The 22039-nt window shown below is 33.0% G+C and carries 18 protein-coding genes; 8 read left to right on the top strand and 10 right to left on the bottom strand.

The window, feature by feature from the left end:
• Positions 1-49 precede the first annotated feature (49 nt).
• The 7 genes from Z054_RS0118835 to tsaB all read left to right on the top strand — a co-directional run bounded on the left by Z054_RS0118835 (position 50) and on the right by tsaB (position 8177).
• Positions 50-751, top strand: coding sequence for an ABC transporter ATP-binding protein (locus Z054_RS0118835; protein ID WP_024771596.1), 702 nt, complete (start codon positions 50-52; stop codon positions 749-751).
• On the top strand, positions 744-1973 hold the full coding sequence (locus tag Z054_RS0118830; RefSeq protein WP_024771595.1) for an ABC transporter permease: 1230 nt from the start codon (positions 744-746) through the stop codon (positions 1971-1973). Before Z054_RS0118835 ends, Z054_RS0118830 begins: the two co-directional genes overlap by 8 nt.
• A 17-nt stretch (positions 1974-1990) precedes the next feature.
• Positions 1991-3253, top strand: coding sequence for an ABC transporter permease (locus tag Z054_RS0118825; protein WP_024771594.1), 1263 nt, complete (start codon positions 1991-1993; stop codon positions 3251-3253).
• 30 nt (positions 3254-3283) lie between these two features.
• Positions 3284-4402, top strand: coding sequence for an efflux RND transporter periplasmic adaptor subunit (locus Z054_RS0118820; RefSeq protein ID WP_024771593.1), 1119 nt, complete (start codon positions 3284-3286; stop codon positions 4400-4402).
• 105 nt (positions 4403-4507) lie between these two features.
• Complete coding sequence (locus tag Z054_RS0118815) at positions 4508-6022, top strand: TolC family protein (protein ID WP_241461426.1); 1515 nt, start codon at positions 4508-4510, stop codon at positions 6020-6022.
• Positions 6023-6102: 80 nt separating this feature from the next.
• Complete coding sequence (locus tag Z054_RS0118810) at positions 6103-7380, top strand: efflux RND transporter periplasmic adaptor subunit (protein ID WP_024771591.1); 1278 nt, start codon at positions 6103-6105, stop codon at positions 7378-7380.
• A 134-nt stretch (positions 7381-7514) separates the two neighbouring features.
• Complete coding sequence (gene tsaB, locus Z054_RS0118805) at positions 7515-8177, top strand: tRNA (adenosine(37)-N6)-threonylcarbamoyltransferase complex dimerization subunit type 1 TsaB (protein ID WP_024771590.1); 663 nt, start codon at positions 7515-7517, stop codon at positions 8175-8177.
• Here tsaB and Z054_RS0118800 read toward each other — a convergent pair.
• The 10 genes from Z054_RS0118800 to Z054_RS0118755 all read right to left on the bottom strand — a co-directional run bounded on the left by Z054_RS0118800 (position 8131) and on the right by Z054_RS0118755 (position 20479).
• Entirely contained in the window at positions 8131-8838 is a 708-nt protein-coding gene (locus Z054_RS0118800; RefSeq protein ID WP_024771589.1) for a hypothetical protein, read from the bottom strand. The two genes, tsaB and Z054_RS0118800, sit on opposite strands and share 47 nt — an antisense overlap.
• 330 nt (positions 8839-9168) lie before the next feature.
• Complete coding sequence (locus Z054_RS0118795; RefSeq protein ID WP_024771588.1) at positions 9169-9876, bottom strand: hypothetical protein; 708 nt, start codon at positions 9874-9876, stop codon at positions 9169-9171.
• 129 nt (positions 9877-10005) lie between these two features.
• On the bottom strand, positions 10006-12042 hold the full coding sequence (locus Z054_RS0118790) for a thioredoxin domain-containing protein (RefSeq protein WP_024771587.1): 2037 nt from the start codon (positions 12040-12042) through the stop codon (positions 10006-10008).
• A 153-nt stretch (positions 12043-12195) separates the two neighbouring features.
• Positions 12196-12396, bottom strand: coding sequence for a dodecin family protein (locus Z054_RS0118785; protein WP_024771586.1), 201 nt, complete (start codon positions 12394-12396; stop codon positions 12196-12198).
• A 159-nt stretch (positions 12397-12555) separates the two neighbouring features.
• A complete protein-coding gene (gene gcvH, locus Z054_RS0118780) occupies positions 12556-12939 on the bottom strand; it encodes a glycine cleavage system protein GcvH (RefSeq protein WP_024771585.1) in 384 nt (127 codons plus the stop codon).
• Between the two features lie 4 nt (positions 12940-12943).
• Complete coding sequence (gene gcvT, locus Z054_RS0118775) at positions 12944-14038, bottom strand: glycine cleavage system aminomethyltransferase GcvT (protein WP_024771584.1); 1095 nt, start codon at positions 14036-14038, stop codon at positions 12944-12946.
• Between the two features lies 1 nt (position 14039).
• Positions 14040-16943: an aminomethyl-transferring glycine dehydrogenase gene (gene gcvP / locus Z054_RS0118770; RefSeq protein ID WP_024771583.1), complete on the bottom strand. Its 2904-nt coding sequence runs from the start codon at positions 16941-16943 to the stop codon at positions 14040-14042.
• Positions 16944-16968: 25 nt separating this feature from the next.
• Positions 16969-18267 carry a serine hydroxymethyltransferase gene (locus Z054_RS0118765; RefSeq protein ID WP_167549789.1) on the bottom strand — a complete coding sequence of 433 codons (1299 nt, stop codon included), beginning with the start codon at positions 18265-18267 and terminating at the stop codon, positions 16969-16971.
• A gap of 200 nt (positions 18268-18467) precedes the next feature.
• The gene (locus Z054_RS0118760) at positions 18468-19301 is read right to left on the bottom strand and encodes an AraC family transcriptional regulator (protein ID WP_024771581.1); all 834 of its coding nucleotides are present in this window, start codon (positions 19299-19301) and stop codon (positions 18468-18470) included.
• A gap of 266 nt (positions 19302-19567) precedes the next feature.
• Positions 19568-20479, bottom strand: coding sequence for a NifU family protein (locus Z054_RS0118755; RefSeq protein ID WP_024771580.1), 912 nt, complete (start codon positions 20477-20479; stop codon positions 19568-19570).
• 503 nt (positions 20480-20982) lie between these two features.
• On the opposite strand from Z054_RS0118755, the gene Z054_RS0118750 reads away from it, so the two are divergent.
• Positions 20983-22005 (top strand): PorP/SprF family type IX secretion system membrane protein, encoded by a 1023-nt coding sequence (locus Z054_RS0118750; protein ID WP_024771579.1) that lies wholly within the window; start codon positions 20983-20985, stop codon positions 22003-22005.
• Positions 22006-22039: the final 34 nt, after the last annotated feature.

The raw sequence follows: 22039 nt of genomic DNA, 5'->3' as shown, positions 1-22039 counted from the left end.
GTCTCAGTTTTACTAAGGTATTTTGCCTTACAAATCTTAATCAAGTATTATGATTGAAATAAAAGACTTACATAAATCTTACCAAATGGGAAGCAATTCGCTTCATGTACTCAAAGGAATAGATTTTAATGTAAAAGAGGGCGAGTTGGTCGCTATAATGGGATCTTCGGGTTCTGGAAAATCTACATTGTTAAACATCTTAGGAATGCTGGATGAAGCCGATAGCGGAAGCTATTTTTTAGATGAAGTTCCTATCAAAGGATTAAACGAAACTAAAGCAGCACAGTATCGTAACAAATTTTTAGGATTTGTTTTTCAATCCTTTAACTTGATTAATTACAAGACAGCTTTAGAAAATGTTGCCCTTCCATTGTACTACCAACGCAAAAAGCGAAAAGAAAGAATTGATACAGCGATGGATTATCTTAGCAAAGTAGGATTGGCAGAATGGGCGACCCATCTACCAAGTGAGCTTTCCGGAGGACAAAAACAACGTGTAGCAATTGCCAGAGCATTAGCTGCAGATCCTAAAGTGTTATTGGCAGATGAACCAACAGGAGCTTTGGATAGTAAAACTTCGTATGAAGTAATGGATATCATTCAGAATATTAATGATGAAGGTAAAACAATATTGGTAGTAACTCATGAGCCGGATATTGCTGATATGTGTAAACGTATAGTGCACCTTAAAGATGGTGTTATTGTTGAAGATAAAGAAGTAGAACAAGTTAGAGCATCTCAATATGTTTGATAGAGATAGATGGGGTGAAATATTTGAAGCTATAGGAAAAAATAAGCTACGTACATTCCTTTCTGGATTTACAGTGGCTTTAGGAATCCTGATCTTTACAATTCTGTTAGGACTGGGTAATGGTCTTCTCAATAGTTTTTTAAGCAGTTTTGTCGATGACGCTCAAAATATCATATTCATTCGTGGAGGAAATACATCAAAAGCGTATAAAGGCTTTCAGGAAAATAGAAGAATTCAGTTTAAAAATGAAGATTTCGAATTTATAAAAAGTAATTATATAGGCAAGGTTGAGTTTGCTACCCCAAGAATATATAGAAATGGTTCTGCAAAATATAAGAAAGAATCTGGTAGCTATAGCATAAGAGCTGTGCATCCAGATCATCAATATCTTGAGAAAACCATAATGATGAACGGACGATATCTTAATGAGTCAGATGTTAACGAACGTACCAAGAACATTGTTATTGGTAGATTAGTAGAGAAAGATCTTTTTAAAAATGAAAAGGCCTTAGGTAAAATGTTAAATGTAGATGGGATAGCCTATAAAATAATTGGAGTTTTTCAAGATAGTGGCGGTGATAATGAAGAGCGAATAATCTATATGCCATATAAAACTGTTCAATTACTCTATGGAAATAATGATCATATTAATCAGATAAACCTATCTTATAATATGGCTATGAGTACCGAGCAGGCTATTGCATTTTCTAAAAAAATTGAAGAAGATTTTAAAGAAAAATTTAAAGTAGCCCCGGATGATCAAAGTGCAATCAGGGTACGAAGTTTTGCAGAAGATATTAAAGAAACTATGGTTATTCTTGGAGGTATTTATATGATCATATTTGTTGTAGGTATAGGGACTCTAATCTCTGGAGTTATTGGTATTGGTAATATCATGACATTTAGTGTTAAAGAACGCACCAAAGAATTAGGAATCAGAAAAGCACTGGGAGCATCACCAAAATCAATTATAGCTATGGTACTCCAAGAATCAGTTCTGATAACATCTGTTGCAGGATATCTTGGATTAATTTTAGGAATTTTGGCATTAAAACTTATAGGTAACAACCTGGAAGAGTTTTTTATTCTTAACCCTAAAGTAGATACAGGTATTATTATGACTGCAACAATAATATTGATATTTTTTGGTCTTTTAGCGGGATATATCCCAGCAAGAAGAGCAGCAAGAATAAAGCCTATAATTGCATTGAGAGATGAATAACTAAAAATCGAAATGGTATGAAATTTATATTTGAAAGAGATACCTGGCAAGAAATTTATGGAGCTATTCGTAAGAATAAAATAAGAACCATAATTACAGTTATCGGGGTAACCTGGGGAGTGTTTTTATTTGTGTTTCTTTTGGGGATGGCTAAGGGCTTGGATAATAGTTTTAGAAGTCAGTTTAATGATTTTGCAACCAACACGATGTTTGTTTGGGGGCAACAAACCAGTATACCTAACGAAGGTTTTAAAAGAGGGAGACGAATGCAACTCACATTAAATGATGTAGAAACATTAAAATCTCAGGTCGATGATATTGAGTATATCGCTCCTCGTAATGTTACTGGTCAATGGGGAACCCCACCAGGGCAATTTGTAAAAGGTTCTAAGTCAGGAGCATTTAAGGTGTTTGGTGATTATCCAACGATCGACAAAGTATCAAAGAAAAAAATATTTGATGGAGGAAGATTTATTAATGAAGAAGATATAAAATATGAACGTAAGGTCTGTGTGATTGGTGAAGATATCTATAAGCAATTCTATGATAAAGATGAAGAGGCAGTAGGAGACTTTGTGAGAATAAATGGAATTTATTTCAAAGTAATAGGAGTATATAAACCTACTCAATCTGGATTTGAAGGAGACGATTCTATTTTTCTACCATTCACAACATTTCAAACAATTTTTAACCAAGGTCAAAATATATCCTGGATGGTAATCACCGCCAAACCAGATAAGAATATAGTAAATACAGAAACTACAATAAAAACTACGCTTAAGAGAATGCATAATGTGCACCCAGATGACACTCAGGCTTTTGGGAGTTTTAATCTAGGCGAAGAAGTAGCAAAAATTAATGGATTTCTGGGTGGTATGCGTTTGATTACCTATATCGTAGGAATAGCTACACTTATTGCAGGAGTAATTGCAATAGGGAATGTTCTTTTAATTACAGTTAAAGAGCGTACAAGAGAGATTGGAGTGCGTAGAGCATTGGGGGCGACACCAGCAGAAGTAAGAGGGCAAATCATGTTAGAGTCTGTATTGCTTACTTTTATAGCAGGATTATTAGGTTTTATTTTTGGTACACTGTTACTTTGGGGTATCAATACTGCAATTGGTAATAATGATGATGTGCCCATTTTAAATCCTACAGTCGATTTCTTTGCGGTAGCAGGAGCATTATTGTCAATAGTGTTGTTAGGAACGTTAATAGGACTTATTCCAGCACAAAAAGCAGTAAGTATAAAACCAATAGAAGCATTAAGAGAAGAATAAAATAAATAACCAGAATAATCATCAATCAAAATGAAAAAGTTTTTTAAAATTTTACTAGTTGTAGTTTTCGTGGCCTTACTTGGTTTTTCAGGTAAGTACCTTCTAGATTCTAATAGCAAATCACCGATTGTATTTACTACAGAAAAAGCGTTTAAAACTTCTATTGAAGAAAAAACAGTAGCAACAGGAAAAGTGGTTCCAGAGGATGAAGTGGCAATCAAACCCCAGATCTCAGGAATTATAGAAAAGATTTATGTTGAAGAAGGAGCAGCAATAAAAACCGGGGACTTAATAGCCAAAGTAAAAGTAGTGCCTAATGAACAATCCTTAAACAGTGCCAGAGGACGTGTTAAAAATGCGCAAATTGTTCTGAATAATTCTAAAGTAGAGTACGATAGAAATAAAGCGCTTTTTGATAAAGGAGTAATCTCTAGTCAGGATTTTAATACTGTAGATCTAAGATATAATCAGGCAAAACAAGACCTTTCAAATGCTCGGAGCGATCTTCAGATCATACGATTGGGTTCTGCAGGAGGTTCTTCTACAGCTAATACTAATATACGTGCAACCGTATCGGGAACAATCCTTGAGATTCCTGTTAAAGAAGGAGATCAGGTGATCGAAAGTAATAACTTTAACGATGGAACCACAATTGCTACAATTGCAGATTTGAACAAAATGATTTTTGAAGGAAAAGTAGATGAAGCAGAGGTGAATAAGTTAAAAATTGATATGCCTCTAAAAGTTAGTCTGGGAGCAATTCGAGATAAAGAATTTGATGCAAAATTAAAATTCATTGCACCAAAAGGAGATGAAGAACAAGGAGCAGTTCAGTTTAAAATTGAAGGTGAAGTTTTTCTGGATAAATCATACTTTATAAGAGCAGGATATAGTGCAAATGCTTCAATTGTTTTGGAAACAAAGAATGATATTCTCGCTGTAAAAGAAGCACTTTTACAATTTGATAAAGAAACAGAAGATCCTTATGTAGAAGTACAAACAGGAGACCAAAAGTTTGAAAGAAAAGATGTTGAGATTGGTATTTCTGATGGTATTAATGTTGAGATCCTATCAGGAATAACCGAAGAAGATGATATTAAAGTTTGGAATAAAACAGAGCCAATTAAAAAAGAAGATGAAAAAGGTTAAAACCAGCATGTTTAAAACAATATTTTTGATAGTAGTTAGGTAATTAAAAATATTTTTTTAAATAATCTGTAACAACATCAATCAAATATATACCTATACCATAGTATGAAAATAATAGTAAAAGATTTAGGCAAGTTCTCGTTACAAAAGGACACTATAGATTTTAAACTTATGAGAGTTAGAATTTTAATTTTATGTATTACGTTTTTTGGAGTGCTAGAAACTCAGGCACAAGAAAAGAAATGGACATTACGCGAATGTGTAGAATATGCTTTAGAAAATAATATTGCGATAAAGCAATCAGCATTAGATGTAGAGGCAACAGAAATTGATAGAATTGATGCTATAGGAAATTTTCTACCTTCGTTAAATGCATCTGCTTCTAACTTTTGGAGTTCTGGTTTATCAACAGATCCTATTACAAACGAAAATAAAACACAGACATTTAGAAGTTCTAATTATAATATAAGTGCTGGGATAACCATATTTGGTGGTTTAAGAAATATAAAAAGATTTCAAAGAGCTAAACTTAATAAACTACTAAGTCAATATAACCTCGGTAAGTCTAAAGATGATATCGCGTTATTTGTTGCAAATAGTTATTTGCAAGTGCTTTTAAACAAGGAATCTTTAAAAGTAGTAGAGAAACAGCACGAGATTACATTAGAACAATTACAACGTACTAAAGATCTTGTAGAAGCAGGAGTGTTGCCTCAAGGTGATCTTCTCGAAATTGAAGCAACTTCGGCAGATGAATTAACTAGAATTGTACAGGCAGAAAATGCTGTACAGATTGCATTAATTGGATTAGCACAACGGTTGCTGATTAAAAATTACGAAGATTTTGATATTATAGAACAAGAGTATCTGGTTCCCGGATCAGAAATGTTAGATAAACCTATAGATCAAGTGATTGCTCAAGCCAGAGAATCAAGATACGAAGTACAGATTGCCGAGCAGAATAAACTTATAGCAGAAAAAGATCTTGAAATTGCAAGAGGAGCATACTATCCTACATTAAATGGTTCTTTTAATTATAATACAAGAGAATCAGGAGCTAAATCTTTTGCGCGTGTTTTGGATGAGAATAACCCTGTAACAACTCAAAGTATTGGTGTTGTAGAAGCAACAGGGCAGAATGTTATTACTCAGAGTCCTAATCTGCTTCTTGTAGAACAGAATGCTGCATCATATGTTGATCAGTTGTATACCAACGATGGGATTTCTTATGGATTATCTCTTCAGGTACCAATTTTTAATGGATTTTCTGCAAGAAATGCTGTAAAAAGAAATAAGGTTAATGTAAAGCGTACAGAATTTCAATTAGAACAAGCAGAATTGGATTTGGATAGTAACGTATACCAGGCATATCTTGATGCAAAAGGAGCTGCAGAGGCATATGAAGCTGCTCAGGTTTCTGTAAAGGCTCAGGAAAGAGCATATGAATACGCAAAAGATCGTTATGATGTAGGACTAACTAATGCATTTGATTTTAGTCAATCAAAATTTAGATTAGAAAATGCACAAAGCCAGGAAGTACAAAATAAATTTGATTATATTTTTAAATTAAAAGTGCTGGAACTTTATTTCGGAATAAAGATCGCTGATATAAAATTATAGAATAGTGGCATTCGATTTTTTGGCTGCTATATAGAAAAAGATTGTATTTTCATAGAATAGAATTAACGTTAAAGTACGTCATGAATAAAAAAAAATTACTCTTCATTATAGGTATAGTTGCTGTTGTAATTGTACTACTCGTTTATGGTAAAAAAGCTGGATGGTTTGGTGAAAGCGGAAACTTTAAAGAAGTATCAGTTACCAAAATTGAGAAAATTGATATTGTAGAAACTGTTTCGGCTACGGGTAAAATACAACCCGAAGTAGAGGTTAAACTTTCTTCAGAAGTATCAGGAGAGATTATTGACTTGCCAATCAAAGAAGGTCAACAAGTTCAAAAAGGAGATCTTTTGGTTCGTATAAATCCAGATATTATTCAATCTGGATTAAATAGATCTCAGGCGGCATTAGAAAATGTAAGAGCAGGATTAAGACAAGCTGAAGCTAGTTTAAAAGAATCAAAACTAAGCTATGATCGTAATAAAGCATTGTTTGACAAAGGAGTGATTTCTAAAGCAGATTGGGATAGATCAATCTCGGCATATGAAGGAGCAGAAGCTGCTAAACAATCGGCATATTATAATGTAAGAAGTGCTCAGGCAACTGTTAATGAAGCCAAAGATAACTTAAGCAGAACTACGATATATGCCCCGATGACTGGTACAATTTCTAAGTTGTCTGTAGAACTTGGAGAAAGAGTAGTAGGTACTCAACAAATGGCGGGTACAGAGATTGTGCGTGTTGCTGACCTTAGTAATATGGAAGTAGAAGTAGATGTGAATGAAAATGATATCGTTAAAGTTTCAATCGCAGACTCTACTATTGTTGAAGTAGATGCTTATCTAAAGAAACAATTTAAAGGAATTGTTACAGAAATCGCTAACTCTGCAGAAAATGCTGTAAGTGCAGATCAGGTAACTAATTTTAGAGTGAAAGTTCGAATTCTGGAAGAATCATATACCGATTTAACAGAAGGTAAACCCGAAAACTATTCTCCGTTTAGACCGGGTATGACAGCTACAGTCGATGTTATTACTGATAAAAGAAAGGATGTAATAGGAGTTCCTATAAGCTCAATAGTAATTAAAAATGATACTTCAGCTATAAAAGAAATCTCATCTAAGGATAAAATCTCATCAGATACCAATAAAAAATTCGAATGTGTGTTCGTTAAGAATGGCGAAACAGCAAAATTGAGAGTGATAAAAACGGGTATCCAGGATGATAGTAATATTGAGATAACTAGCGGATTGAAAGAAGGAGATGAGGTTATAACAGGGCCCTATAATGTAGTAACCAAAATACTTAAAACAGGAGATAAGGTAACTACCGAGAAAGAGAAAAAATCTACCAAATAAAAATACGATCAAAAGTTAGGTACTAATCAAAATATCTATCAGTTAAAACTTCAGTATAATATTTAGTAAAGGACACATCTAATTAGATAAACAATTTTGTCTAATTAGATTATCTTTGCCTAAATTTTTGATAAATGGCCTATATTCTTTGCATAGAAACTTCAACAACCAATTGTTCTGTAGCTTTAGCTAATGGCGAAGAGGTGATTGGATTAATAGAGGATTATGATAGTACATATTCTCATGCAGAACGGTTGCATAATTTTATAGATAAAGTTATCAAAGAAGCTGGGTTGACCCCAAAGGATCTCTCTGCGGTTTCGGTTAGCAAGGGTCCTGGGTCATATACAGGGTTAAGAATAGGAGTATCTGCAGCAAAAGGTTTATGTTATGCATTAGATATACCATTACTATCTGTTCCTACTCTTCACTCACTAGCATTACAGGTATCACAGGAAAATGATAGCTATATTGTCCCTATGCTTGATGCTCGAAGAATGGAAGTGTATTCTGCTGTATTTACTAATACTTATGAAGAAATAAGAAAGACAGAGGCAGAAATTCTTATTGATACTTCTTTTGAAGCATATTTGCAGGAGAAAAAAGTATATTTCATAGGAAACGGTGTAGAAAAATTTTCAGCTATTTGTAGCGATGCTAATGCTGTATTTATACAAAACAAATTGCCATCTGCAAATGAGATGGCAATGTTAAGTTATCCTAAATTTTTGAAAAAAGATTTTGAAGATGTTAGTTACCTCGACCCGTATTACTTAAAAGACTTTGTGACGGGCTAGAATCAGAGCTTTTTAGAGCATTATATCTAGCAACAAGTCGAATTAAATCTTCTTCTTTTCTCAAACGAATTCTTTCCTTTTTTAAATAAGTTTTTAATTCGTTTTCTTTATCATTAAATGCTGCAAGCATTTCTTTTTTGTTCATAGGTAATTCCATGATAACACCCGATTCTTCTAGATAATAGGAGGTAAGCATTCTAAGTGTACCTGGATCAGAAGGACCACTGATTATCGGACCTGTTTTTTCGGGATCTTTTACCTTGAGTGTAAATTTTTTATAAATACGATATTTATCGGTTAATTCTACTAATACATAGTAGCCATCTCTATTGCTTCCTCGTTGATTTTTGAATTCACAGTAATAAAAATAATCACCATCAATTCGAGCATGAATAGTTGGGCTTTTAACCACTTCGTATAATTTGGATTGCGAATTATATTCAAGAGCATCAGAATAGATGTTATATTTAAGTTTAGCATCAAAAGTTCCTGATTTTTCATCAATAACACTAGATTCTTTATAACGACTCTTCATATAAATACTACCATCATATTCATCATATAAAGAAACTCTGGTAGTAGGTGTAAGTAAATTTCGGGGTAATTGAGCAAATAATGCCGACGATGCTGTTAAGCATAAAAAAAGTAATATTCTTCTCATAGTTTTTCGATTTAGGTATGATAAACTTAAAGAAATAACACTTTAAATACAAATATTATGCTTTTTTGATCAAATTTTTACGAATTTCATAATTCAAATACATGAAGCGTTAAATTATTAGGAATAAAATTGCAATTTTAACAGATAATTCACATACAATTTTTACGGTAAAACCGTAAAAATTGTAGGATTTAGACTACTAACTTGTTGTTTGTCTATGGTTTAATGTGTTTAAAAAACCTTTGAAATACACTTTTTTTAACATTTATTGAGTGACTCAAAATGAAAAAATGATTGAGCATTTTATGGATACATTATTGAAAAAAGGTTTTATAATGTGCTATAGAAATTTATTAATTTAGCCAAATCCTTTTCTTTCTTTAAACTTAATTTTTCTTTACCAATAAAATCTTTTACTTCTTTTTGATTTTCAGGAAAGATACTTACCGTTTTCTTTTTACTTGAACTAACAGGGAATAGTTTTTCGTTTATTTCTATATAATAGGTCTGTTGATCTGTAAACTTTGCGGGAGTATTTTTATGGTATGAAGTATTTGCAATTTTGGCTTTGGTATATTTTTTTACAAGTAATTTGTATAAACTAATTTTGGCATTACCTCTTAGTTTGACTAAATACCCTTTCTTTGTTTGGTCGTTTAAATCTTTGTACTTCTTATAATGATATTCTTTATTATTAATACGAGCATATATATGTTCACTTTTAAGAAGGCCGTGTAATTCAGTAACTTCTGAGGTTTTACTTACTTCTATTTGATCGTCAAATACATTATATCGTAAAAATAATTTTTGAATTTTTTGTTTAGAATTCGTATGTACAATTTCTCCCAATTCAAACTTTTCGTTTTCATATGGAGATCCTTTTGTTTTACTATGAATATCATTTGATTTTTTAAAGTCTTTTACACTATTGTGTGTTTGAAATAAAGGGGTTAAAAAATCTGCATGAGCAGTTCCTATTTGAGCATTAACGACAAATGCAAACATGGAAACTATAAAAAATAAGATCATTTTTTTCATAATATGTGAATTTTGGATTAGTGTTTAAATATTATGTTATACAAATTTGGCTCAAAAACCACGCCAGTTTAATTTTGAAATTCAGTATTGGTTTCAGTCGAATACCTTGTGAATTTTCCTCAAAGGTATTTACTCTAAAGGTAAAATGTTTTTAAATTCTTCAACCGGATATTTACATGAATTGTTTACGCATAAATAAAACAAAGTTTTGTCTTTAACAAATCTGTTTTTTAATAATGCTGTATCAGAATCTGATGTACCCCCCGCCATTAGTTTATTTGGAATATAAATTTGACTGACTTCTTTTAATTTGATTTTTGCTTCTTTACCTATAATAACCAACTCATAAAAGTCAAAAGAAAAATTAAGCATAAGGTCTAACCAATTAGAGTATCCTGATGCATAAGACTTGATTTGCGGTTTAATATTATGTAACATTTGTTCACTTATTTCTTTGTAGTTAGAACGATCATAATAATGAGATAGGAGAAATAAGTTCTTAGCCATAATCGAATTGGATGCCGGGATTACATTATCACTATATTCTATAGTACGTGTAATGAGTTTTGGATCTTGATCAGAAGTGAAATAGAATATGTTTTTATTCTCATTAAAAAAGTGATTTAAAGTATATTGTGTAAGTTGCTCTGATATTTCTAGCCATTCTGGATCAAATGTATTTTGGTATAAGGCTATAAAGGCTTCGATAACTAGTGCATAATCTTCTAAATACCCATTAATGGTGCTTTTACCATTTTTGTAGTTATGAAATAAAGAGGTATCTTTTTTTAGCTGAGTAGTTTTGATAAATTTTGCATTTTTTATGGCCGCATCCAAAAATTTTTTCTCTCCAAAAACTCTATAAGCATCCAGGTAACCTTTTAACATTAAAGCATTCCAGGAGGTTAAAGTTTTATCATCTAATCGTGGCCGAGACCGTTTTTCACGTTCATGAAGTAAAACTTGTTTCCATTGAGAGATTTTTTTTATCAAGACTTCGCTGTCGATATTATTTTTATCACAAAACTTTTGATGAGTATCCTTTCTAATTAAAACATAGTTTTCTTTTTCCCAGAAACCATATGAATTTATATTGTAATAATCAGCAAAGAGGGGATAGTCATCATCTGGCACTATTTTTTTTAGTTCTTCTTTGGTCCATACATAAAAAGCTCCTTCTTCTAATTCTCCGTCCAGAGTTTTACTATCTGCATCCAGAGATGAATAAAAGGCACCTTCTTTATTAGTGAGTTCTCTTGATATAAAATCCAGAGTTTCATATACCACATCCTTAAACCAGGGATCATTGGTGATCAAAAAAGCATCAGAATACAGACTTACCAATTGCGCATTATCATATAACATTTTCTCAAAATGAGGAACATGCCATTTCCCATCAATAGAGTATCGCGCAAATCCTCCCCCAAGATGATCATATACCCCGCCATATGATATTTTTATCAAAGTGTTTTTTACAAAATCTAATAGTGTTTCGTCTTTGGTTTGATAGGCATATCGAAGAAGAAAATGATAATTATTTGGCATCATAAATTTTGGAACTCGTTTTGTACCTCCTTTTTGATGGTCAAAATGAGAACTCCATTCTTTTACAGAAGATGCTATAAATTCTTTGTCAAAATTAATAGCATTAGTATTTACCTCGATGAGGTCTACAGCTTTAATTCCTTGTTCCAGTTTTTCGGCATATTCTATTAACTTATCGGGTTGTTTTTTATATAAGTTTGAAATTTGTTTTAATGCATCAACCCAATTCCCTTTAGGAAAATAAGTACCTCCCCAAACAGGTCTTCCGTCGGGTAATATAACCATGTTAAGAGGCCAACCACCGTTACCGGTCATTAATTGCACAGCACTCATATATACCTGATCTATGTCTGGTCGTTCTTCACGGTCTACTTTAATATTTAGATAGTTAGCATTCATGATTTCTGCTACTTTTGGGTCTTCAAAACTTTCATGTTCCATAACATGACACCAATGACAAGCTGCGTATCCTATGCTTACAATGATAAGCTTGTTTTCTTTTTTAGCTTGTTGTAGAGCTTCTTCTCCCCAAGGTTTCCAATTCACGGGATTGTGTGCATGTTGCAAGAGGTATGGACTGGTTTCATGAATAAGATCATTAGTATAGGTATGTTGTTCCATAGGAGATTTGTTTTGACTTGTGCACGTTGTGAGCAATAATGATAATATAATGAGATATGAATATTTCACCAGAGTCGATTTTAGTAATGTATAAAAATATAAAAAGCATCCTGAATAATTCAGGATGCTTTTTATAAAGAAGAAATAAAATTATTATTTTACTTCAAAAGAGATTTTTAAGTTCACTCTAAATTCGGATACGTCATCATTTTTGACCACTACGCTTTGGTCAACTATATATGCCGATTTAATATTTTTTACCGATTTGCTAGCTTGTTTCACTGCATTTTTGGTTGCATCTTCCCAGCTTTTTTCAGAATTCGCTAGAACTTCAATAACTTTAATAATTGCCATTTTTATGAGTTTTTAAATTAATTTTTTTAAAGAGTCTCTAAGATACAATAAACAGTTGCTTTTCGGAAAAAATAGCATGTATTCTTTTATATGATTTTTCGATATAATTATCAATTTATCGTTTAAAAGCATGCCAGTTAAATTTTTGATAGAAAACTATTATTCTGCGCCTATCAATTTTTTATATCCATCAGCATTTAGTAAGGCATCAATTTCGTCTGGATTAGAGATTTCTATTTTGGCAAGCCAACCATTGGTATAAGGATCAGAATTTACCATTTCTGGATTTGACTCCAGTTCTTCATTAACTTCGATAACAGTACCTGAAATGGGCATAAAAATATCAGAAACAGTCTTAACCGCTTCAATAGATCCCATTACTTCTCCTTCATTAAGTTCTTCATCCAAAGATTCGAGCTCTACATATACGATATCTCCTAACTCACCTTGTGCAAAATCGGTAATACCTATATGTGCAATATTGTTCTCTATTCTGATCCATTCGTGATCTTTACTATACTTTAATTCTTCTGGAATATTCATAGTTTTATTTTTTTATGAAGGGTGTTTTTTTAACTACTGCTTTGATACGCTTATTTCGAATTTCGATAAAAATAGTGCTGTCTGCTTTGGCATGGGGAACCGTTACATAGCCAAGCCCTATTCCTTTTTCTAATATAGGTGATTGACTTCCGGAAGTTACTTTTCCGATGAGTTCATCATTTTCATTATATATTGTATATCCAGCTCTAGGGATACCTTTTTCTATCATTTCAAAACCAACTAATCTTTTGGTAATCCCTTCTGCTTTTTGTTTTTGTAAGGCTTCAGAATTGATAAAAGGTTTAGTGAATTTTGTAATCCAACCTAACCCTGCTTCTAATGGAGAGGTAGTGTCATCAATATCGTTTCCGTACAAACAGAATCCCATTTCTAATCGTAATGTATCTCTTGCTCCAAGTCCGATAGGTTGAATGTTATCTTCTTTACCGGTTTCAAGAATTGCATCCCAAAGTTGTTCTGCTCCAGAATTAGGCACATAAAGCTCAAAACCTCCTGCACCTGTATATCCTGTAGCAGAAATAATTACATCTTGTATTCCTGCAATTTCACCCATAACAAAAGTGTAGTATGGGATATCAGCAAGAGTTACTTTGGTAAGTTTTTGTAATACCTGACTTGCAAGTGGGCCTTGTACAGCAAAAAGCGACATCTCATTAGAACGATCAATCATTTCTACATTATCTGTATTATGACTTTTTATCCAGTTCCAATCCTTATCAATGTTAGAGGCATTAACTACCAATAAATATTCTTGATCGTCTAGTTTATAGATAATAAGATCATCTACAACACCGCCTTTATCATTAGGCATACAAGAATACTGCGCACTTCCAATATTTAGTTTGGTAGCGTCATTACTACTTATTTTCTGAATTAAATCTAACGCTTTAGGGCCCCTAAGGATAAATTCACCCATATGCGATACATCAAATATACCAACACCTTCTCTTATGGTTTTATGTTCTTGTACTACAGAGGTATATTGAAGTGGCATTAAATATCCTGCAAATGGGACCATTTTTGCTCCCAATTCCTGATGTTTAGCTTCGAGAGCTATGCTTATTAGTTCTGTTTCCATATTAGTTTATAGTTATTTCTGTATTCTTAGTATCTTCTTCAAAAGCCGAAACAGGTAGACAACTGCACATTAAATTTCTGTCTCCATGGGCATCATTTACACGACCTACGCTAGGCCAGAATTTATTACTTTTTATATGAGATAGCGGAAAAGCGGCTTTGGTTCGGGAGTACGGCATATCCCAATTATCCTGAGCGATAAACTCCATTGTATGAGGTGCATTTTTTAATACATTTTGCTCTCTAGAGGCAGTTCCGTTTGCTATTTCTTTTATTTCACTTCTGATACTAATCATAGCATCAATAAAACGATCGAGCTCTTCTACAGTTTCACTTTCTGTAGGCTCTATCATAATGGTTCCCGCAACAGGAAAAGATACTGTTGGTGCATGAAACCCATAATCCATAAGTCTTTTTGCAATATCAGTTACGGTAATATCTTCTTCTTTAAATGCTCTACAATCGATAATAAGCTCATGAGCATTACGCCCGTTTTCTCCGGTAAATAGGATAGGGTAATGATCAACAAGTTTTTCTTTTATGTAGTTAGCATTTAGAATTGCCATTTCTGTCGCAGAGGTTAATCCTTTGCCTCCCATTAATGCAATATATGCATAGGAGATAGAAAGAATACTTGCACTACCCCAAGGTGCTGCAGAGATAGCTGCGATAGCTTTTTCTCCTCCTGCGTTTTTTACCACAGCGTTACCAGGTATAAATGGAGCAAGTTCTTTACTTACTGCAATTGGACCCATTCCTGGTCCACCACCACCGTGTGGAATACAAAAGGTTTTATGAAGGTTAAGGTGACATACATCTCCACCGATAATTCCAGGACTTGTTAATCCTAATTGAGCGTTTAGATTTGCTCCATCCAGGTATACTTTTCCTCCATTATCATGAATAATCTCACAAGCTTCTTTGATGTTTTCTTCAAAAACACCATGAGTAGAAGGGTAGGTAACCATTAATGCCATTAAATTATCCTTATGCTTTTCGGCTTTAGCACGCAAGTCATCAATATCTATATCCCCATTTTCTCTACAGGATACAATAACTACTTGTTGACCCGCCATAGTTGCTGTTGCTGGATTGGTACCATGTGCAGAGGATGGGATAAGAGTTATATTTCTATGGGTTTGGTTTTTATCTGCATAATATGCTTTTATAACCATTAAACCAGCAAGTTCTCCCTGGGCTCCACTATTTGGTTGTAGAGAGGTGGTGTATAAACCAGTGATTTCTGCCAACCATGAGGCCAAATGTTCAAACATTTGATGATACCCTTTTGCTTGATTTGTAGGTACAAAAGGATGAATGTTAGCTAATTCACCCCAAGATAAAGGCATCATCTCTGTAGTTGCATTAAGTTTCATGGTACATGAACCTAAGGCAATCATAGAATGTACTAATGAGAGATCTTTATTTTCTAACCTTTTTAGATATCTAAGCATTTCATGCTCTGCCTGGTAAGAATTAAATACAGGGTGTTCTAAATAAGAAGATTTTCTTTGTAAAGAAGCAGGGATTACAGTTGTATCAATTTTCCAATCTGTTATTTTCACAGCTTTACTCTTTGCAGCAGCAAAGATTTCGATGATGTCCTGTAGATCTGCTAATGTAGTCTTCTCATGTAGTGATATCCCAATATGATTATCATCAAAATATCTGAAATTAATTTCTTTATCCAGTGCTAATTTTTTAATACTTTCTTTGTCCTCAACTTTAATCTTTAAAGTGTCAAAAAAATGAGTGTTAGTTTGCGTATATCCAAGTTTTTCTAATTCCTGATTAAGTTTAGCCGTTGATAAATGGATTTTATTGGCGATCTGAGATAGACCATCTTTCCCGTGATACACAGCATACATACCAGCCATTACAGCAAGTAATACCTGTGCGGTACAGATATTTGAGGTAGCTTTTTCTCGTTTAATGTGTTGCTCTCTGGTTTGTAGTGCCATTCGATATGCAGGACGACCATGGCTATCTTCTGTTACTCCAATAATCCTACCAGGAATATGACGTTTATATGCCTCTTTTGTAGCAAAATAAGCAGCATGTGGCCCTCCATATCCTAAGGGTACTCCAAATCTTTGTGAAGTACCTACAACTACATCTACTCCCATTTCGCCTGGTGCAGTAATATGTGTTAATGCCATTAGATCTGATGCTACAGCAATTTTTACTTCATGCTTTTGTGCTTCAGTAATGTAAGACGTTGGATCTGTAATTGCGCCATCACTATCTGGATATTGGATAAGAAGTCCAAAAAGATCTGGATTTGAGATGTCAAGTTCAGCGATATCTCCAACAATTACATTAATACCAATAGGTTCTGCACGACCTATAATAAGCTCTATGGTATGCGGAAATGTTTTTTTATCAATAAAAAATGTACTGGCTTGTTTTTTTGCTCTGCTTTTTACACGATATAGAAGTGTCATGGCTTCTGCTGCAGCCGTAGCTTCATCCAAAAGAGAAGCATTGGCTAGTTCCATTCCTGTAAGATCTGTAATCATGGTTTGATAATTGATCAAGGCTTCTAATCTACCTTGTGCTATCTCTGCCTGATACGGTGTGTACGCAGTATACCAAGCTGGATTCTCAAGAATATTTCGCTGAATAACTGGTGGTACAATACAGTCGTGATATCCCATTCCTATAAATGAACGGAATACTTTATTGTTTTCCATCATAGATTTGAAGTTGGTAAGGAACTCCAATTCTGTTTGAGCTGTTGGTAATGCTAATGGTTTTGTAGAACGAATGTTTTTTGGAACCGTTTCATCAATTAACTGTGTTAATGATGAAACACCAATCACGTTTAGCATTTGATCAATTTCCTTTTTACCCGGACCTATATGTCTTGGCAGGAATTCTTGTTTAAGTGTACTTAGATCTTTCATAATATAACTATCCGCTAGATTGTTTTTATTTATACAATGGAAATTTTTTCATCCAGTTATTTACTTCTGTTTTGATAGATGAAATCTTAGCATCATTATCATGGTTTGATAATACTTCATCTATAAAACCAACCATGGTATACATATCATTTTCTTTCATTCCTCTGGTAGTAATAGCTGATGTTCCTAATCGCATACCAGATGTTACAAATGGTGATTTATCATCAAAAGGCACCATGTTTTTATTAATTGTAATATCTGCTTTTATTAAAGTGTTTTCTGCTAACTTTCCTGTGATGTCTTTTGATCGCAGATCAATAAGAGCCATATGGTTATCGGTTCCGTTAGAGATAATATCATACCCTCTTTCTATTAAAGCGGCACACATTGCTTTGGCATTTTTTGCTACTTGTTCTACATATACTTTGTAGTCATCTGTAAGCGCTTCGCCAAATGCAACTGCCTTTGCTGCGATTACGTGTTCTAATGGTCCTCCTTGAGTTCCAGGGAAAACAGCCATATCTAAAACATTAGACATCATTTTGATTACTCCTTTTTTGGTAGCGTGACCCCATGGATTTTCAAAATCTTGCCCCATCATGATCATTCCTCCTCTTGGGCCTCTCAATGTTTTGTGTGTTGTGGTTGTTACAATATGACAATGTTTTATAGGGTCATTTAGTAAACCTTTAGCAATTAATCCTGCCGGATGAGAGATGTCGGCCAATAATAAAGCTCCTGTCTGATCTGCAATAGCTCTTAATCTTTCATAATCCCAATCACGACTATAGGCAGATGCTCCACAAACAATTAATTTAGGCTTTTCTCTTTCTGCTGTTTCTGCAACGGTATCCCAGTTGATAAGACCTGTTTCTTGTTCTACTCCATAGAAACTTGGTTGATAAAGTTTACCAGAAAAGTTAACCGGTGATCCATGAGTAAGATGACCTCCATGTGATAGATCAAAACCTAGTATTTTATCACCAGGATTAAGACAGCCTAGCATTACAGCTGCGTTTGCTTGTGCTCCAGAATGCGGTTGTACATTTACCCATTCTGCTCCAAAGAGTTTTGCAGCTCTATCTATGGCAAGTGTCTCTACCTTATCGACTACTTCACAACCGCCATAATATCTTTTTCCAGGAAGCCCTTCTGCATATTTATTGGTTAGAGAAGAACCCATGGCCGCCATAACCTGCTTAGATGTAAAGTTTTCTGAGGCAATTAGTTCTATTCCATGTTCTTGACGTTCTGTTTCTTCTGCGATAAGGTTTTTTATCTCATTGTCCTGAATATCTTGTACCATATTTTCTTTTTTTAGCATATTACATCCAATATTGAGCATCGGATTTTGGTTACTGTATTTTTTTGACGTATAAGATTTTATGAATCAAAAATTTACGGATGCAAATTGTGAAGAATAAAATTGAAAAAATAGTACAAAATTGCAACCGAATATTTGTATCGATTTTATAAAGTGAAAACAGAGATAGAATGGTGCTTTGTAGTCTGTAAGGGAATGTTTTAAGTAATAACCTTATTGGCAAATTGTTTAGGGGTAATACCTATTATTTTTTTAAAATGCCTGGTAAAATGGCTTTGGTCAAAAAAACCAGATTGGTAGGCAACTTCTGTTGCGGATAATCTTTCTGTTAGTAGTTTTTTAGCTTTTTCTATTCTAAGATTTACTAAATATTGATGCGGAGGTAGCTGATATTGTTTTTTAAAAGATTTGATCAATCCGTATTCTGAAATGCCTGTTAAGTTAGAAAGATCATGTGTCGAAACTTCTTCTAGATAATGGTCGTGTAAATATTCTTTGATTTGCCGTGCAACAATAAGTTTTTCTGAAATTGGTTCATTATTTATTTCAGTATACGCATACCTTTGGATAAGCTCTTTAAGAAAGTCCATGAGTAAACATTCGGACTTTGGATTATGTTGATTGTAAATCAAATTCGGAAATACGGCTTTTCCTTTTTTGAATAATACCTTATTGTTTATAATGTTTTCTTTGAAAACAGGTAACTCTATAGGCAGATTTAGAGTGTCCATAGCCTTTTTCATGATTCCAATTGGAACATACATAGTAAGAAAGTTCCATGGAGAATTATTCACGGGTTTCCCTGTGTGTACTTCATAGGGATTGAAAACAAGGATTGAGCCAGTGGATAAAATGAAATTAGAAGAATCGTTAGAATAATCACCAATACCGTAATCCATAAAAATTATAGTATAACTTTCATGAAAATGAGGTTTAAATTGATGAGATGTAAATGATCCTTTAAATAACTCTAAATTATCGAGAGCGTTATTTATAAAATGCTGGACATTATTATGTTTGTTTTTGTCATACATTATATCAATAATTGACTTTGAGTGATTTTTTCATCATTCAAAACCCAAAAAATATTTTCGTGGGATGATTCTTAACTTACACTAATAAAAATAGTTTGTACTTCTTTTAAGTAGCTAATATATGTCGGTTTTATAAATTATCTATAATCAATAGTTTGAAATGTATTAAAAAGTGTATGATTAGGTGTTTTGGTATTAGTATATGGATAATTTAATATGATAGAGAATAGATAAAAGACTATTTTTAAGGTTTTTTATGAACAGTATTAACCATTTATAGCCTCTACATACTCTACTTTATCTTTTAGCATTTCTTTCAACATGTTTTCGATTCCGTTTTTTAATGTAAAAGTAGAAGAAGGGCACCCACTACAAGCACCTTGTAAAACAACTTTTACACCTTTGCTCTTTGGATCATAAGAATCAAATAATATATTACCTCCATCACTGGCTACAGCTGGTTTTATGTATTCTTCAATAATATTTACAATATCTTTTGAAACATCATCGAGGTTTTCAAAATCTAAATCAGATTGTTTTTCTACTTCTCCTTTTGTAGCAGCCGCATTGGCAGTTAAAACTTCTTTCCCTTGCTCCAGATAATTACGTATAAAATCTCTGACCTCTGTAGTGATATCATTCCAGTCTGCCATATCATATTTACCTATAGAAATATAATTCTCATCAATGTATACTTCTTTAACAAATGGAAAATGAAATAATTCTTGTGCCAAAGGGGCTTCACCGGCATCATCGATATTTTTAAATTCATGTCCCGAAGTAACTAATTTTTTATTAGCTACAAATTTTAACACAGCAGGATTAGGTGTGCTCTCTGCATAGATAGTAATAGGGACTTTTTTTGTGGTTTCATCTTCGGTTTCAATAACAATAGGCTGACCGCTATTGAGATAATCTTTGATCTGTTGGGCAACTTCTTCTTGCACATCGGACCATTCTACAATATCATACTTATCTATAGCAACAAAATTTTGTGCAATAAAAACTCTTTTTACAAAAGGTAAATAAAACAACTGTTGTGCAAGAGGAGCATTTTTGGCTTGATCTATATTCTCAAACTCATAACTGGTATGCTGTGTTAGAAAGTAATTGGCTTCAAACTTAACAATACCTGGATTTGAAGTGGTTTCTATTTTTATTTCAAAATTCTTTTCCATGCGCTATTTTTTTGCAAATTTACTAAAAAGCAACACGATATTAGTAGTGTATTTGTAATGCTAACAATTTTTAACTAATCTTGAATAAATGTAAATAAAGAAAGTGTATGATTTTGGTTCTTTTTATTGCATTAGTAATACTTGTAGAAATATAAAGAATGATAAAATTACCTGCTAAAATAATTCATCACAAAATCTAAGTTAGACATTGTTATATTGTATGAATGTAATTGTGTTTGTGTAAAATATTATGGTCAAAGATTTTTTCTAATGTCTATCAATGAGTTAAAAATAACAACGTGCGAGAGATTGTGAATTCTTTTTTTTTTTTGGTATCAAAAAGTATAAATCTTGTATTCTGACAAAAATTTATATCTTTGGAACAATTGAAATACAATGATTTATTTTAAAAATTAAGGTGAAGCCTCACAATATAAACTGTTTTTAATAGTTTAGATTGAATTCACAAATTCTATTTTAGCCCCTAAAATGATAGTGCTCAAATGAACTTAAAAACATTCTATGTAGTAGTATTTGTACTAGTATCTCCATTTGTCTTTTCGCAAGAAGGTATTCCTGTATACTCTGATTATCTTTCTGATAATTTGTACTTGATACATCCTGCAATGGCTGGTGCATCAAACGCTAATAAAATTAGACTTACCGCTAGAAAGCAATGGTTTGATGTGAATAATGCTCCTAATTTACAGACTTTAAATATTAATTTTAGAACTGGTGAGAAATCTGGTTTAGGAGGAATTGTATATAGGGATGAAAATGGAAGGTTTTCTCAAACAGGACTGTATTTAACATATGCTTACCATCTTTTGTTTTCTAGAGATAGAACAGATTTAAACATGTTATCTTTTGGTCTTAGTGCCGGCTTAATACAATCTAATGTAGATTTAAGAGGTCTTGATGATCCTTTTGATCCTGATCCTGTAATTCTGGATAGAGTACAAAAAGATGTATATTATAATGTAGATGTAGGATTATCCTATAACTTTTTAGAGTGGTATGCTCATATTACTGTTAAAAATATATTACCAACTGTTCGTGATATTTTTGATAATGATACACCAATACGAGAATCTAATAATCAACGTAGATATATCTTTTCTTTAGGATATTTATTTGGCATTGGCGCTACTCCTTGGAGTTTAGAGCCATCTATCATGTATCAAGCTACAGATGAAACTCAAGAAAGTACTATTGATGCTAATTTAAAAGTGTACCGGGATTTTAGCTCCAGTACTTTATGGGGAGGGATATCTTACAGACGTAGTCTGGATGGAGCAGAGTTTTCTCAGGATGGTACTTCGATAGAGAGCCAGCAACTGCAATACATAACCCCATTTTTAGGAATTAATTATAAAAAATGGATGGCTGGGTATACCTATAGTTATCAATTAAACTCGGTAGTCGTTAGTAATGGAGGTTTTCACCAAATTACTCTTGGATACGATTTTGGAAAACGTAAAGAAAGATGGAACTGTAATTGTCCTGCCGTTAATTCAAAAAACTAATCAAAGCATAAAAAATATTACTTAAAATAGAAAT

This window comes from Aquimarina macrocephali JAMB N27, from assembly GCF_000520995.1.
GTDB classification, from domain to species: Bacteria; Bacteroidota; Bacteroidia; order Flavobacteriales; family Flavobacteriaceae; genus Aquimarina; species Aquimarina macrocephali.
This window is presented reverse-complemented; position numbering and strand designations above follow the sequence as displayed.